The sequence below is a fragment of the Paratractidigestivibacter sp. genome (assembly GCF_963660155.1).
In the GTDB taxonomy this organism is placed as follows: Bacteria; Actinomycetota; Coriobacteriia; order Coriobacteriales; family Atopobiaceae; genus Paratractidigestivibacter.
In genome coordinates, this window is record NZ_CAVKWG010000033.1 from 90929 (window position 1) to 104811 (window position 13883).

Consider the following 13883-nt stretch of genomic DNA (forward strand, 5'->3'; position numbering starts at 1 on the left):
GGGCCTGCTCGCAACGGGCGAATCAAGGCGAGGGGCGCCGCCATGGGCCCCGAGCCCTGCCTTCTTGTTTTCGCGATTCAAAAAGTCGCGGGCACACGATCAGCCCGCCAGCTTGTTCACGCGGCGGTCGTAGGTAAGAAGGCCGTTGACCTCCTCCTCCACGTCGGAGAGCTGCGTGTACACGAAGCCGGCGCAGCCTTGCGCCTCCAGCGCGTCGGCCTGGGCAAGAAGCCCCGCGACCTCTCGCCTAAAGCCCGCGCCGTCGGCGGCCTCGACGTAGCCGTAGGTATCTTCGCGGCTCACGTGCCCGGCCACGGCCAGCGTGACGCCGCCGAACTCGGAAAGCAGATAGGCTCTCCCCTCCGCAGCCCGGCAGCGCTCGGGCCCGAGCGGCCGAAAGTAGTTGTGGATGCTCCAGAAGTCGCCCACGCCCTGGTCGTACCAGCCGCTCGTTGCGTCGACGGGGCGCGTGGGGTCGAGCGCCCACACGCGCTGCGCCGCCTCAGCCGCGTCGAACTGCCCCCAACCCTCGTTGAAGAGGCACCAGGCCACAACGCTCGGGTGAGCCCGCAGCAGCTCGACCATGCCCTCGCACGTGGCGACCCACTCCTCACGGTAGGCCGCGTCGCTGGCGGCCAGGGCGCGATGAGCTCGCTCTCCCGTGTCGCGCACGGCCGTCCAAGAGGCGCGAAACAGCGTGGGCTTCTTGCTGGAATGCCACGAGGAGTAGGCGTCGCCGCCGCAGGGGACGTCCTGCATGACAAGCATTCCCAAGCGGTCGCAGAGCTCGTAAAAGCGGCCGTCCTCGACCTTTATGTGCTTTCGCAGCAGGTTGAAGCCGGCGTCCAACATGCTGCGGATGTCGAACTCGAGCGCCTCGGGGCTGGGCGGCGTCATGAGGCCGTCGGGCCAATACCCTTGGTCGAGCACCCCACGCATAAAGAGAGGCTCGCCGTTGAGAAAGAACCGCCGGCAGCCGTCGACGTCGGGCCGCACCTCCACCTCGCGCATGCCGAAATAGCTGCGCACGACGTCGTCGCCCAGCGTAAGCTCAACGTCGTAGAGATGCGGATCGGCGGGCGACCAGAGCCGCGGCTGCGGGATGCGCACGCATAGAGGCGCACCGACAACGCCGGCCGCGGCCGCGACCTCCTCGCCCTCGTCGAGGATCCTCGCCCGGACCACGGCAGCCTCCGCGCCCGCGCCGTCGACGCCCACGGTGAGCGACACCTCTCCGTCAAGCGACGCGTCCACCTGCAGCGACGTCAAGTGCGTCGCAGGAACGACCTCGAGCCACACGTCCCGCCAGATGCCCGACTGCGTCGTGTACCAGATGCCGCCCGGCGTCGAACTCTGCTTGCCGCGAAGCTGCGTGCCGGCATCGCCCGGATCGCAAACGCGGACCTTGAGCACGGCCGTGCCGGAATCTTTGGCGGCCAGCGCCTCGGTGATGTCGAGCGCAAAGGGCAAATATGCCCCTTTATGCCCTCCGACCCGCACGTCGTTGACCCAAACCTCACACTCCCAGTCCACAGCCTCGAAGTGAAGAAGCGCCCGCTTGCCGCCCGCAAGGTCGATCTCGGGCAGCTCGCGCCGATACCACAGCTCGCAGCCCGGCTCGGTCCTCTCGCCGATGCCGGAAAGCGCCGCCTCGGGCGAGAAGGGCACGCGGACCTGCCGGTCGAGCGCGTCCGTGCCCGCCGAGAAGCCCCACCACCCGTTGAGGCAGATGGCGCCGTCTCGCGCGAACTGTGGGCGCGGATGCGACCACGCAGGCTCCTCGCCTGCGAGGATGCGCTCACCCCACGGGGTGGTGAGCGGAATCAGCGGCCCTGCAGCCGGGTGCTTGAGCCCCACCTTGAGCACGCGCGCGAAGTCAAGCATGTGCGTCTCCCCTATCCAAAAACAGGCCCCCGCATTTGCCGCGGGAGCCTGTGGCCTTGCGTTCTGTCCTACTTCTTTGCGGCCGTCTTCCTGGCCGTCGATTTCTTCGCCGCCGTCTTCTTTGCCGCGGGCTTCTTAGCAGCGGAGGACTTGCTCGCGCCGCCGCGGCCACGGGCCGCCTTCGCAGCCTCCTTCTTCTCTCGGCCGGGGCAATCCATGTTGGGACAGAGCTTCCACGGGCCGCGGGGGGTGGTCACGACGACCATCGGCGCGCCGCAGTCGGGGCACTCCTCCCCCGTCGCCTCGAGCTTGCCGCGCCCGGGCAGAGGATAGCTCGTGTTGCACTCCTCGTAGTTCGTGCAGCGGATGAATCGCTTGCCGGTGCGCTCGGACTTGTGGGCGATGAGCTTGCCCTCGCGGCCCGCCTCGGCGCACGCCTTGCAGGTGCCGACCTCGACGTCGGGCTCCACGTTCGTGGGGCAGGCGGGGTTCACGCACTGCTCGAAGGCGCGGCTGCGGAACGGGTGGACCTTCACGCGCGGGGCGCCGCAGTCGGGGCACACGGACGCCTCGCCCTCGAGGGCCTCGATGCGGCCCTGCGGGAGCGGATAGGTGACGTCGCAGTCGGGCCAGCCCATGCATCCGGCGAAGCTGCCGCGCGTCTTGGCGCTCGTCTTGACCACGAGGTCGCGGCCGCACTTGGGGCAGACGCCGATCTTCGCGTCGGCGGTAACGGCGTCGGCGATGGCCTCCGAGAGGTCCTCGGTGTGCTCGATGAGCCCGTCCATCATGCCGGCGAGAAGCGCGCGGGAGTGGTTGACCACGTCCGCCTGCGTGTCCTTGCCCTCGGCGACCTTGGTCATGTCGTCCTCGAGCTCGGAGGTCATCTCGGGCGTGGTGATGCGCGGCGCGTAGGTGTGGAGCGCGTCGATGATGGCCATGCCCAGCTGGCTCGGCTCACAAGGATCGTTCTTGAGGTATTTGCGCTGGTAAAGCGTGTCGATGATGCTCGCGCGCGTGGACTTGGTGCCGAGGCCGCGCTTCTCCATCTCCTGGATGAGCTTGCCTTGGCTGTAGCGCGCGGGGGGCTCGGTCTGCTTGGCGGCGAAGTCCATGGACTCGACGGCGCACACGTCGCCGGCGCGAAGCTCCGGCAGCTGGTCGTCCTTCTTGAGGCCATAGGGATAGATGCTGCGGAAACCAGGCTTGACCAGCACGTTTCCGGAAGCGGTGAAGGACTCGCCGTTGACATCGAGGGAGACCTTGGTGCCCTCGATGGTCGCGGGCCCCATGAGCGTGGCCAAGAAGCGGCGGGCAATGAGGTTGTAGAGCTTCCAAGCCGCGGGCTGGAGCTTGTCGGGGTCGGCCGCGCCCGTGGGATAGATGGGCGGGTGGTCGGTCGTCTCCTGCTTGCCGCGCGTCGCGGTGAGCTTCGGCTGGGCGAGAAGCTCCTTGCAGGTGGGCGCGTACTGCGGCACCTTGGAGATGGTGCGCACGCAGTCCTTGAGGTCGAGCGAGCTCGGGTAGACGGTGTTGTCGACGCGGGGATACGAGATGAGGCCGTCCATGTAGAGGCTCTCGGCGAGGCGCATCGTGCGCGCGGGGCTGATGCCCTCGGCGGCCGCGGCGGCCTGCAGGCTCGTGGTGTTGAAGGGCGCGGGCGGCCTCTGCTGGCGGCTCTTGCTCTCGACGCCCGTGACCTTGGCTTCCTTGGCGTCGGCGACCTTCGCCCAAGCGGCGTCGACCGCGTCCTTCTTCCAGAAGCGGCCCTCGGCATGGGTCATCTTGAAGGACTCGGAGCCGTCGTGGCTGGCCTCGCCGGAGATCACCCAGTAGTCGTCGGGCACGAAGGCGAGGCGCTCGCGCTCGCGCTCGACCACGAGGGCCAAGGTCGGGGTCTGCACGCGGCCGGCCGAGCGGGTGTTGCCCAGGCCCGAGAAGCGCGCCGTGGTGAGATAGCGCGTGAGCACGGCGCCCCAGATCAGGTCGATGTACTGGCGGCTCTCGCCGGCATCGGCGAGGTCCTGGTCGAGGTCGACGAGGTTCGCGAAGGCGTGGTCGATCTCACCCTTGGTAAAGGCGGAGTAGCGCGCGCGGGAAACCGGCACGTCGGGGTTGACCTCAAGGATCTGGCGCAGGGCGTCGGAGCCGATAAGCTCGCCCTCGCGGTCGAAGTCCGTGCCGATGACGACCGAGTCGGCCTTCTTGGCGAGGTTCTTGAGCGCGCGGATGATACCCTTCTCGGCAGGGAGCTTCTGGATCGGGGCCCACACGAGGTACGGGAGGCTCGCGATCTTCCAGCCCTTGATGTCGACGCCGTCCTTAAGGTACGGCTTGCGCTTGGACTTGTACGGCGGGTGCTCGAGGCCGTCGGGCAAATCGGCGGGCATAATCTCACCGTTGGAGTCGACGGCGAACCAGCCCTCCCGATCGTTGAACTTGAGCTCCGTGGGGAAGTCGGGCTGCAGGATGTGCCCGCGCAGGCCGATGGTCACGCAGTCCTCCCCGCCCATACGGAAGCGGTAGACGGGCGTGTCGTAGACCTTGTCGGCCGTGGGCTTGCCCGACTCGGAGAGCAGGCGGGCGATCTGGCCGGCGGCGTCGTTCTTCTCGGTGACGATGAGCTTCAAGAGCGGTTCCTATTCGTATCCGTGATGGTGCGCGCGGCGCGTCGGCCGCGGTTGTGCATGTGGAGCACATTATAGAAATAAGCGGGCGGGCGGCAAGGCCCTCGCCCACCGCCCGCCCGGCAAAAGACCGTTCGCCTAAGCCTCGTTAAAGACATGCTCCTCATAGTCGGCGCGCGTCCACTTAAGGGACTCTTTGCCGTCGCGGGCCACGAGCACGTAGCGGGCAACAGCGAGGGCGACCTCATAGAGGGCGATAAGCGCGGCGAACATGAGGAACATGGTCACCGGGCTTGCATCGGGGGTGACAACAGCTGACAAGACCATGAGGGCCACATACACGTAGCGCCACTGGCCGCGCAGCGTCGAGTAGGGCACGAGGTGGAAAATCGTGAGGTAGAAGATGATGAGCGGCAGCTGGAAGGCGACGCCGAAGCCGAGCTCGAGCATCATATAGATGTTGAGGTAGTCCTCAGCATCGGCCATGGTGGTCGCGAAGGCATCGGACTCGCCGAGCAGCCAGCCAAAAGCCGCGGGCTGGATAATGAAGTAGCAGAAAATCATGCCGAGGAAGAAGAGGCCGACCATGGCGGCGACGGTGGGAACGACCCACTTGCGCTCGTTGGGCTTAAGCGCCGGCAAAAAGAACGCCATGAGCTCCCAGATAATGATGGGCGTGCACACAATGACGGCGAAGAAGCACGCCACCTTGAAGCGAATGGTGAAGCCGCCCAGCGCGGTGAAAACGTAGAGTGAGCCGCCGTTCATGGCATCGGAGATGCGCTCGATCATGAGCTCGATGAGCGAAGGCGTGGCAAAGTAGATGACGATGGCCGCCACGAGGACCGAGACGACGACGATGGTGACCCTCCGGCGAAGCTCGCCGACATGATCAAAGAGGGGCATGCGTGCGGGACCGATAGGCATGGGGATTACGCCTCCTTCTGGGTGTCAGTAGTCGCCTCGGGGGCGGCGGGGCGCTTCATGGTGTAGAGGTCGGCGACGGAGGGCTTCTTCGGTTCCTCCGCGATCGGAGCAGGGGTGGGGGCGTCTGCGGGGACCTCGGGGGCAGGGGCGTCGGCCTCATCTGAGGCGACTTGCTTCTCGGCGGCCTCCTTGGCCTTGCGCTCGGCCTCGAGGCGGCGCTTGCGCTCGGCGAAGGTCTCGGCTTTCTTGACGGGAGCGGCGCCCTCGCCGTCGAGGTCGGCGTCCTCATCGAACTCGCGGTTCGGCTTCTTGGGGGAGTCGCTCATGGCCTCGGTGGCGGGGTCGACGATCTCGGTCTGGACGACCTGCGTGAAGCCCTCCTGGGCGTTGCGGAACTGGCGCAGGGCGCGGCCCAGGGTCTTGCCCATGCCGGGCAGCTTGTCGGGGCCGAAAATCATAAAGGCAAAAAGCAGGATGAGTACGAGCTCGGTTTCTCCGATGCCAAACACTGGTCTGATCCCTTCTTACTGCTAGATGTTGAGGTCGCCGGCGACGCCGAGGAGGCCGAGCACGCGCGCGACGTTCTTCTGCGGGTTGGCGACGATGAGCTTCTTTGCGGCGTCGGCGGCACGATGCGCGGCGCCGACGAGGACACCGATGCCCGTGGAGTCGATATAGGGGACCTCCGCGAGGTCGACGGTGAGCTCGCCGCCGGCGGCGGCGAGAGCGGCATCGACCGCCTCGCGCAGCTTATCGGCGTTGGAGACGTCGACCTCGCCGGCAACGAGGACCTTGGTCGCGCCGGCGTCGGCGATGGTCTGGATGGAAAGGCTCATGAGGATTCCTCCCTTGGAACGTTGGCTCTGCGCTCGCGACTTAGAGGCCGTTGAGCTCGGAAAGGGTGTCGGAAAGACCCTGGCTGGTTGAAGACGAGGACGTGGTCGAGCTGCCGGTCGAGGTGCTCGTGGAGGTCGCGGAGTCGCTGCTCGACTCGTCGGTGCTCTCGGAGGAGTCGAGGGAAGAGAGGCGCTGCTCGGCGTAGGTCTTTGCACCGTACTCGTCGTTCGGGTCGGCCTCCTCGGCCTTTGCGTAGGCTTCCTTGGCAGAATCGGTGTCGCCGGACGACTCGTAAACGAGGCCCAGGTTAGCCCAAGCGGGGCCGTAATCGGGGGCGGACTCGGTGAGCGCCTTGAGCTGGTTGAGCGCGGAGGTGCCGTCCTCCTGATAGTACGCGCACAGGGCCTTGTCGACGCGCACGGCGCTGGACTCGCGCTGTGCGAGGTACTCGTCGTAGTACGTGACGGCCTTGTCGAGAAGCTCGTTGGCATGGGTGGTGTCGCTGTCGGTTGACCCGTAGTAGCGCACATAGGCGCCCCAGGCCATGTAATCCTTGCCAAGGTTAAGCAGGGTGGCGAGGTTCGTGGAGTCCGAAGCGTATTTCTCCTCGAGCGAGGACACCAGGGCGCCGTACTTGTCGTCCGCCTTCTCGACCTCGGTCTTCTCCTCGGAGTCGTCGGCGCTCTCGGAGCTGGTGTCCGTGGTGGTATCGGTACTCGTGGACGTGGACTTCGTGGACGAAAGGACGCTCGAGAGCATAGGCAGAACGAGCGAGAACGCCATGAGGAGGGCAAACAGGGCAATGACGAACTTGGCGCCGATACCAAGGTTGTCCGCCTTGTTGGTGCTCTTCTTTGTGTTCTGCTGGGCCATGTTTCGGGGCCTTTCTCATTGCCAAACATCCGTGGGCATTATGCCCGCAAGTTTATAGAGTATGGCACGAGAGCCCTCCCGCGTGTGCGGAAGGGCCCTCCTTAATCCAAAAAAGCGTATGCGGCGCGACGAGCCAGCCACCCGCCTGCCATTTGGGGACAGTCCCCTTTCCGCAGCGGTTTGGGGACAGTCCCCTTTCCGCAGCGGTTTGGGGACAGACTTGCGGCGAGCGGCGCTAGCGGGCCGCGCGGGCGAGGCGCGCCGAGACGAGCTTCACCGCAATGACAAAAACGTCCAGGGCCTCTCCCAGCTCGGCGAGCGAGGGGTAGGTGGGCGCGATGCGGATGTTGGTGTCCTTGGGGTCGGCGCCGTAGGGCCAGGTGGCGCCGGCGCCGGTGAGCTTGACGCCGAGCTCTGCCATGAGGGCCACGATCACCTTGGCGGAGCCCTCGGGGCCGTCGAAGCTCACGAAGTAGCCGCCGCTCGGCTTGGTCCAGGTGGCAACGCCCGTTGCGGCAAGGCCGGCCTCGAGCTTCTCCTCCACAAGGGCAAAGCGCGGGGCCACCACGGCCGCGTGCTTTGCCATGTGGGCGCGGACGCCGTCCGCGTCCTTCAGGAACTTGACGTGGGCGAGCTGGCCGATCTTCTCGGGGCCGACGCGCATGGTGGAGAAGGCCGCGCGAATCTGGGCCATGTCGTCGGAGTCGGCGGTCACAAACGCGATGCCGGAGCTGGGGAAGGTCACCTTGGCGGTGGAGCCGAACTCGTAGACGAGGTTTGTGGCGCCGGCCTCGCGGCACGCGTCGAAGATGTTGAGCAGGTGGTCGCCCTCGCCCCTGAAGGTGTGGACGCAGTAGGCGTTGTCCCAGAAGATGCGGAAGTCGGGGGCAGCGGGCTTCAGGGCGGCGAAGGCGCGCACGGTCTCGTCAGAGTAGGTGATGCCCGTGGGGTTGGCGTACATGGGCACGCACCAGATGCCCTTGACCTGCGGGTCGTTCTCAACGTACTCGCGCACGACGTCCATGTCGGGGCCGCCCTCGGTCATGGGGACGGGGATGTTCTTGATGCCGTAGCTGGCCGTGACGGTGAAGTGGCGGTCGTAGCCAGGGGCGGGGCACAGGAACTTGACCTCGCCCTGCTCGCACCAGGGCTTCTCGCCTGCGATGCCGTGGGTGTAGGCGCGGCAGACCAAGTCGTGCATGAGGTTCAGGCTGGAGGAGCCGTTGACAATAACGTTCGCGGCGTCCACGCCCAGGATCTGGGCGGCGAGCTTGCGGGCGGAGGGGATGCCGTCGGGCAGGCCGTAGTTGTCCACCGCGACGCCCTCGTCCGTGAGGTCGGTCTCGGAGGTCAGAAGGTCGAGCATGGGCTTGGAGAGAGCGGTCTGCTCGGGACTCGGCTTGCCGCGGGCCATATCGAGCGCGAGGCCCTTGGCGCGGACCTCGTCTGCCTGGCGCTCGAGGTCGGCGATGGCGGCGTCGAGCTCGGGGGTGGCCATCGCTTCGTACATGTTGGGCATGAATGTCCTCCTTAGTCAGTGGCTGCGCTGAGTATAGTATTGGCGCGGCGGCCGGCCGCGACACACCTGCGGAAAGGTATTCAGATGGACATGTACGAGATTCGCTCCGAGGAGTACGGCGAGCTCCAGCGCCTGGTGGACACCCTCTTCAGGCCCGGCGTGTCCGCGCACGCCACGGTGAGCAAGATCGACGTCCTCACGCGCGCCGAGACCTTCGACTTTGGTGCCGACCTGCAGGAAGTCATCGACCTTCTCCCCTCCCGCAGCTTCACGCGCGTGCAGCTGTGCGACCAGATGAACTCGATTCTCGTCGGCCATGGCTGGGGCGGGGTCTACGGGACGGTGGAATAGGCGCGCGCTCGGAGGACGCGGGCAAGAAAAAACGGGCGGCCCCGAGAAGTTCGGGGCCGCCCGCAAGCGTTAGAGCATGTGCGCGAGTCTTACTCGTCCTCGGCCAGTGCCTCGGCGATCTCGTCGGTGATGTTCATGGTGTGGTAGACGTTCTGGACGTCCTCGAGCTCCTCGAGGCGGTCGACCAGGCGCTGGACCTTCTTGGCGTCAGTGACGGTCACGTCGGTCGGGGTGGTCGGGACCATGGTGAGCTCGGAACCCTTGACCTCGATGCCCTGGGCCTCGAGGCCCTTCTGGACATCCTGCATCTTGTCGTAGGCGGTCCAGACAATCCACTGCTCGCCGGCGTCCTCGTAGTCGTCGCCCTCGGCCTCGGCGACTGCCATCATGAACTCGTCCTCGTCGACGGCGTTCTCGCGGTCGGCGACCTTCTTGTCGTCGGACTTGATGACCTTGTCGACGGCGATGGAGCCCTTGCGCTCGAACTGGAAGGCGACGGAGCCGGAGGTGCCCAGCGAGCCGCCGGAGTGGGCGAACGCGGAGCGGACGTCGGCGGCGGTGCGGTTCTTGTTGTCGGTCAGGCAGTCGACGTAGACCGCGATGCCCGCGGGGCCGTAGCCCTCGTAGACGATCTCGGAGTAGACGGCGGCGTCGGCGCCGGCGCCGAAGGCCTTGTCGATGGCGGCCTTGATCTTGGCGTTGGGCATGGAAACCATGCGGGCGCGGGCGACGGCGGCGGCGAGCGACGCGTTGTTTTCGGGGTTGGGGTCGCCACCGAGCTTGGCAGCAACGGTGATGTTGCGGGAAAGCTTGGAGAAGAGCGCGGAACGCTTAGCGTCAATAGCGGCCTTCTTGTGCTTAGTGGTTGCCCACTTAGAGTGTCCGGACATGCACATCTCCTCTTTGTATGCGGCCCTTCGCCGCGCATGGCATGAAACGTCCATATGCTAAAGGAAACCCCGCGCCGCTGTAAAGAGGTTGCTCGAACCGCGACAAGACCTGCAAAAAGTGGACAAAGGGACTGTCCCTTTGTCCACGCCGTGCGATTGGGTAAGAGAAGATCGTCTGCAGCGCCGTCGTGAGGATCGCTTTGGTTGCCAATCTTTGCATGCTCGCCGTCATGATGATCGCGGTCGTGGCCGCATCGTTCGTCGCGAGCCTGATCCCTGGCCGCCCCGTGCCGGAAGTCGTGTTCTTCGTGGTCGCGGGCGTGATCGTGGGGCCAAACTGCCTGGGCATCGTGCAGTCGACGCCCGGGCTCGACCTGGTGAGCCGCCTAGGCATGGGGTTCCTCTTCCTCATGGCCGGCTACGAGCTCGACCTGCGCGAGCTCACGGGCACCATGGGCCGCCACGCGAGCGTGTGCTGGGCCGCCTCGTTCGGCATCGCGCTTTTGGTGGTGCCGTGGCTGAGGCTCGGCCTCGATCAGACGGGCTGCGCCGCCTTCGCCATCGCGCTGACCACCACAGCCTACGGCACGCTCGTGCCCATCATGCGAGATCGCGAGCTCGCCGGGACCTCCGTCGGCGAGGTCATCGAGTCCTACGGCGCCATGGGCGAGATCTGGCCGGTCGTGGCCATGTCGGTGCTTCTCTCCCCGAGTCGCTCGCTCGGCGCGAACGTGGCCGTCTTGCTAGGCTTTATTGGTTTTTGCGCGCTCGTGGCGGTACAGGGGGCGACGGCGCGCGACCTGGGCTCGCGGCTCTCGCGCTTTTTGCACGAGAACGCCGAGAGCAGCTCGCAGCCCACGCTGCGCGCGGTGGTCGCGCTGCTATGCGCGCTGCTCGCCTTGGCGGCGGTGCTCGACCTCGACGCGGTGCTCGCGGCCTTCGCGGCCGGCTTCATCCTACGCCACGTGATGCCCGCGGACCACGGGCATCGACTGATGGACAAGGTGGAGGCGCTGGGCAACGGCCTGTTTGTGCCCGTGTTCTTCGTGTACTCGGGCATCGGCATCAACTTCCGAGCCGTCGGCGAGAACCCCGGGCTGCTGGTGGGCTTTATGGCGCTGCTGTTGCTGGTGCGCGCGTTGCCGCTGCTGGTGAGCCTGACGGCGTCCCCCGAGACGCGGACCATGCCGCTCGGCGAGAAGATCTCTGCGTCGCTGTACTGCACGATGGCGCTGCCGCTGATTGTGGCGCTGACCGAGGCCGCCGTGGCCGCGGGCGCCATGGACGAGGCGATGGCAAGTGTGCTTGTGTGCGCGGGCGCCCTCACAGTGCTGGTCATCCCCGTCATAACGAGCCTCTCGGTGCGCGCCGTGGCGGCCCACCCCATCGACGCCGTCCACGAGATGGCCGAGCACCCGCACCACATGCGCGAGATTATCCACGAGCACCACGAGCACGCCCACGAGCGCGTGGAGGAGCTGCGCGAGGAGCGCCAACACCTTCGCGAGGAGGGCGTGCGCCTCTCGTCGGCCGACTTCCTTGCCCGCCGCGCCGAGCTTCGCCGCCGCCACCGCCGCCGTTAGTGACCAATAGGCGCGAATTATTGGTTGCCCGACTAGGTCGGCTGACTTTTCCGGGACTAAATTTGGAGCTGGCGAGTAGATTGGCCACCATGGGTCGCAAAACCGCAGGTAAGCGCGCTGCGAAGCGGGAGGCTACTCAGGGTTTCCGGTTTTAGTCCCGGAAAAGTCGCCCGAGATATCAGAAGGGGCCTGAACCGGGCGCCGAATCGGCCCCAGGCCGGCAGGTGCGCGGGCCGGCCCGGGGCGCGGGCCCGCGCGGGAGGGCCGCGCGCTAGCCGGCCAGGCGGATGGCTTCCATGACGGCGCCGGCGAGGTTCGCGTCGTTGCCCATCTCAGCGGCCTTGACCTGCGGCTCGGGCATGCCGCCGAACGCCTCGAAGGGCGCGATGGCCGCCGGCATCTGCGCGCGCAGGGCCGCCATGAGCTCCGGGCGGCGAGAGATGCCGCCCGCGATGACGAACACCTCCGGGTCGAGCACGGCCTGCAGGTTGGCGAGCCACTGGTCGAACAGCAGCGCGTAGCGCGAGAGGCCGCGCAGCGCCGCCTTGTCGCCGGCCTCGACCCAGTCGAAGACGACCCGGCCGTCGATGTCGTCGGTGAGCTCGATGCCCTTCTCCTCGCACACGAGCCCGGCGAGGCTGCGCCAGCCGCCGGAGATGGCGAACGTCGGGGGCATTCCGCCCTCCGATTCATCGATGCTGTTGCGCAAGAACGAGAACTCCCCCGCGAAGCAATGGGCGCCGCGCAGCACATGGCCGTCCAGCACGATGCCGCCGCCAATAGCGGTGCCGACCGCGAGTACGACGCCGGTCCTCACCCCGCGCAGGGCGCCGGCCGCGTACTCGCCGAGCGCGCAGCACTTGCCGTCATTGTTCACGGCCACGGGAAGGCCGAGCTCCTCGCGCAAGCGGCGTCCCAGCGGGCAGCCGTCCATGTAAAGCAGCGCGCCTCCTCGGTGGATGGTGCCGTCGGGGTCTCCCTCGTAGATGCCACCGGGGGCCGAAACGCCCACAGCCGAGACGCGACCCACGTACGGCCGGACCAGGTCCGCCAGCACGGCCACGACCTCGTCGGCCGACTCGAACGCCGTCGGCAAGCTGCCGCGCTCCACAACGCGGTAGTCCTCGGTGAGAACCGCCCACTTGACGGCCGTTCCACCGATGTCGATACCGAAGTACTCCTTCATGCCAAACTCCTCGTCGCGGACGCGCCACTCATCTAAAAATCAACTTTATCGGGGTGAAGCCCGGAGCCGCCGAACTCTCCCAGCGCATCGATTGCCGCCATGTCCTCGGCCGAGAGCTCGAAGTCGAAGACATCGGCGTTCTCGCGAATACGCGAGGGCGTGACGGACTTGGGCAGCGGAAGGACCTCGTGCTGCAAGATCCAGCGGATGCAGATCTGCGCCACGGACTTGCCGTACTTGGCAGCAATAGCGCCGAGGTCGGCGTTCTGCAGCACGCGCCCGCAGCCGAGCGGGCTCCACGCCTCCACGAGGATGCCGTGCTCGCGGCAATACTCGACCGTCTTTGCCTGCATGCAGCCGGGGTGGAACTCGATCTGGTCGACCATGGGGGCGACGTCGGTCTTCATCAGCGCCTCGAGGTGGTGCGGCAAGAAGTTCGACACGCCGATGGCACGGATCTTGCCCGCCTGGTGGAGCTCGCACATGGCGCGCCACGTGGCAAGGTTGACCTCTTCCCAATCCTCGAACTGGTGCTCGGAGGCCGGCCAATGAATCAGGTACAGGTCGAGGTAATCGGTCCCGAGGTCCGCGCACGTCTTCTCGAAAGCCGCGAGGGTCTTCTCGTAGCCGCGCTCGGTGTTCCACAGCTTGCTTGTAATAAACAGCTGGTCGCGTGGTACGCCGCCGCGAGCAATGCCCTCGCCGACGCTTTGCTCGTTGCCGTAGACGGCCGCCGTGTCGATGTGGCGATAGCCCGCCTCGATGGCCGCGGCCACGCTCGCCGCGGCCACCTCGCCGTCGGGCGTCTGCCACGTGCCGTAGCCGATGCAGGGAATCCCAACGCCGCCGGTCAGCTCAAAATCATCGGTCAAGTTATCCATACAACGCCCCTTCATGCTCGCGCGTCCTGCGCCCAATGTGCTTCCAACCATAGCGCAGTGAGCCCAGCCGGCAAACAAAGGCGCCCCGAACGGTTCATGCGAATCCGTTCGGGGGCAGGATAAGACGAAGGGACTGACCACTTGTCTTATAGCGGGCCTCCCCTCTCCTGTTTTTGAGGGTTTTGCGCCCTCCGTTTTGGGCACGCGACGCAAAACCCTCAAATCGAGGATGCTTTCTTCCGCGAAAAAAGGGTTTTGCGCCCCGTGTCCAAAACGCGCGGCGCAAAACCCTCAAAAGCAGGAGGCCTTCGGTCATCGGGGCGCC

12 protein-coding genes are annotated in these 13883 nt (G+C 66.4%); 2 read left to right on the plus strand and 10 right to left on the minus strand.

Going from position 1 to position 13883, the window contains the following annotated elements; genetic code table 11:
- Window positions 1-99 precede the first annotated feature (99 nt).
- From U5709_RS06210 to U5709_RS06240, 7 genes are all read right to left on the minus strand, one after another.
- Complete coding sequence (locus U5709_RS06210) at window positions 100-1884, minus strand: glycoside hydrolase family 2 protein (RefSeq protein WP_321973018.1); 1785 nt, start codon at window positions 1882-1884, stop codon at window positions 100-102.
- 68 nt (window positions 1885-1952) lie between these two features.
- Window positions 1953-4514 (minus strand): DNA topoisomerase I, encoded by a 2562-nt coding sequence (locus U5709_RS06215; protein ID WP_321973019.1) that lies wholly within the window; start codon window positions 4512-4514, stop codon window positions 1953-1955.
- Window positions 4515-4649: 135 nt separating this feature from the next.
- A complete protein-coding gene (tatC, locus tag U5709_RS06220; RefSeq protein WP_321971182.1) occupies window positions 4650-5438 on the minus strand; it encodes a twin-arginine translocase subunit TatC in 789 nt (262 codons plus the stop codon).
- 5 nt (window positions 5439-5443) lie between these two features.
- A complete protein-coding gene (locus tag U5709_RS06225; RefSeq protein WP_321973020.1) occupies window positions 5444-5947 on the minus strand; it encodes a twin-arginine translocase TatA/TatE family subunit in 504 nt (167 codons plus the stop codon).
- Between the two features lie 21 nt (window positions 5948-5968).
- Window positions 5969-6274 (minus strand): STAS domain-containing protein, encoded by a 306-nt coding sequence (locus tag U5709_RS06230; RefSeq protein WP_321972470.1) that lies wholly within the window; start codon window positions 6272-6274, stop codon window positions 5969-5971.
- Between the two features lie 40 nt (window positions 6275-6314).
- The gene (locus U5709_RS06235; RefSeq protein ID WP_321972471.1) at window positions 6315-7148 is read right to left on the minus strand and encodes a tetratricopeptide repeat protein; all 834 of its coding nucleotides are present in this window, start codon (window positions 7146-7148) and stop codon (window positions 6315-6317) included.
- Window positions 7149-7383: 235 nt separating this feature from the next.
- Window positions 7384-8667 carry an aminotransferase class I/II-fold pyridoxal phosphate-dependent enzyme gene (locus tag U5709_RS06240; RefSeq protein ID WP_321972472.1) on the minus strand — a complete coding sequence of 428 codons (1284 nt, stop codon included), beginning with the start codon at window positions 8665-8667 and terminating at the stop codon, window positions 7384-7386.
- 84 nt (window positions 8668-8751) lie between these two features.
- Here U5709_RS06240 and U5709_RS06245 point away from each other — a divergent pair, with 84 nt between their 5' ends.
- The gene (locus U5709_RS06245; RefSeq protein WP_321972473.1) at window positions 8752-9018 is read left to right on the plus strand and encodes a hypothetical protein; all 267 of its coding nucleotides are present in this window, start codon (window positions 8752-8754) and stop codon (window positions 9016-9018) included.
- Window positions 9019-9107: 89 nt separating this feature from the next.
- Here U5709_RS06245 and U5709_RS06250 read toward each other — a convergent pair whose 3' ends face one another.
- Window positions 9108-9908: a YebC/PmpR family DNA-binding transcriptional regulator gene (locus U5709_RS06250; protein WP_321972474.1), complete on the minus strand. Its 801-nt coding sequence runs from the start codon at window positions 9906-9908 to the stop codon at window positions 9108-9110.
- 200 nt (window positions 9909-10108) lie between these two features.
- On the opposite strand from U5709_RS06250, the gene U5709_RS06255 reads away from it, so the two are divergent.
- Window positions 10109-11491 carry a cation:proton antiporter gene (locus U5709_RS06255; RefSeq protein WP_321972475.1) on the plus strand — a complete coding sequence of 461 codons (1383 nt, stop codon included), beginning with the start codon at window positions 10109-10111 and terminating at the stop codon, window positions 11489-11491.
- A 271-nt stretch (window positions 11492-11762) separates the two neighbouring features.
- On the opposite strand, the gene U5709_RS06260 is transcribed toward U5709_RS06255, so the two are convergent.
- Together U5709_RS06260 and U5709_RS06265 are read right to left on the minus strand one after the other, a co-directional pair.
- A complete protein-coding gene (locus tag U5709_RS06260; protein ID WP_321972476.1) occupies window positions 11763-12677 on the minus strand; it encodes an ROK family protein in 915 nt (304 codons plus the stop codon).
- Between the two features lie 32 nt (window positions 12678-12709).
- The gene (locus U5709_RS06265; RefSeq protein WP_321972477.1) at window positions 12710-13558 is read right to left on the minus strand and encodes an aldo/keto reductase; all 849 of its coding nucleotides are present in this window, start codon (window positions 13556-13558) and stop codon (window positions 12710-12712) included.
- Between the last annotated feature and the right edge of the window lie 325 nt (window positions 13559-13883).

Bases quoted from the DNA above. Each gene is read 5' to 3' on its own strand.
- U5709_RS06230 (WP_321972470.1), bottom strand. From the start codon at position 6,274: ATGAGCCTTTCCATCCAGACCATCGCCGACGCCGGCGCGACCAAGGTC.
- U5709_RS06245 (WP_321972473.1), top strand. From the start codon at position 8,752: ATGGACATGTACGAGATTCGCTCCGAGGAGTACGGCGAGCTCCAGCGC.
- tatC (WP_321971182.1), bottom strand. From the start codon at position 5,438: ATGCCTATCGGTCCCGCACGCATGCCCCTCTTTGATCATGTCGGCGAG.
- U5709_RS06235 (WP_321972471.1), bottom strand. From the start codon at position 7,148: ATGGCCCAGCAGAACACAAAGAAGAGCACCAACAAGGCGGACAACCTT.
- U5709_RS06240 (WP_321972472.1), bottom strand. From the start codon at position 8,667: ATGCCCAACATGTACGAAGCGATGGCCACCCCCGAGCTCGACGCCGCC.
- U5709_RS06250 (WP_321972474.1), bottom strand. From the start codon at position 9,908: ATGTCCGGACACTCTAAGTGGGCAACCACTAAGCACAAGAAGGCCGCT.
- U5709_RS06265 (WP_321972477.1), bottom strand. From the start codon at position 13,558: ATGGATAACTTGACCGATGATTTTGAGCTGACCGGCGGCGTTGGGATT.
- U5709_RS06210 (WP_321973018.1), bottom strand. From the start codon at position 1,884: ATGCTTGACTTCGCGCGCGTGCTCAAGGTGGGGCTCAAGCACCCGGCT.
- U5709_RS06260 (WP_321972476.1), bottom strand. From the start codon at position 12,677: ATGAAGGAGTACTTCGGTATCGACATCGGTGGAACGGCCGTCAAGTGG.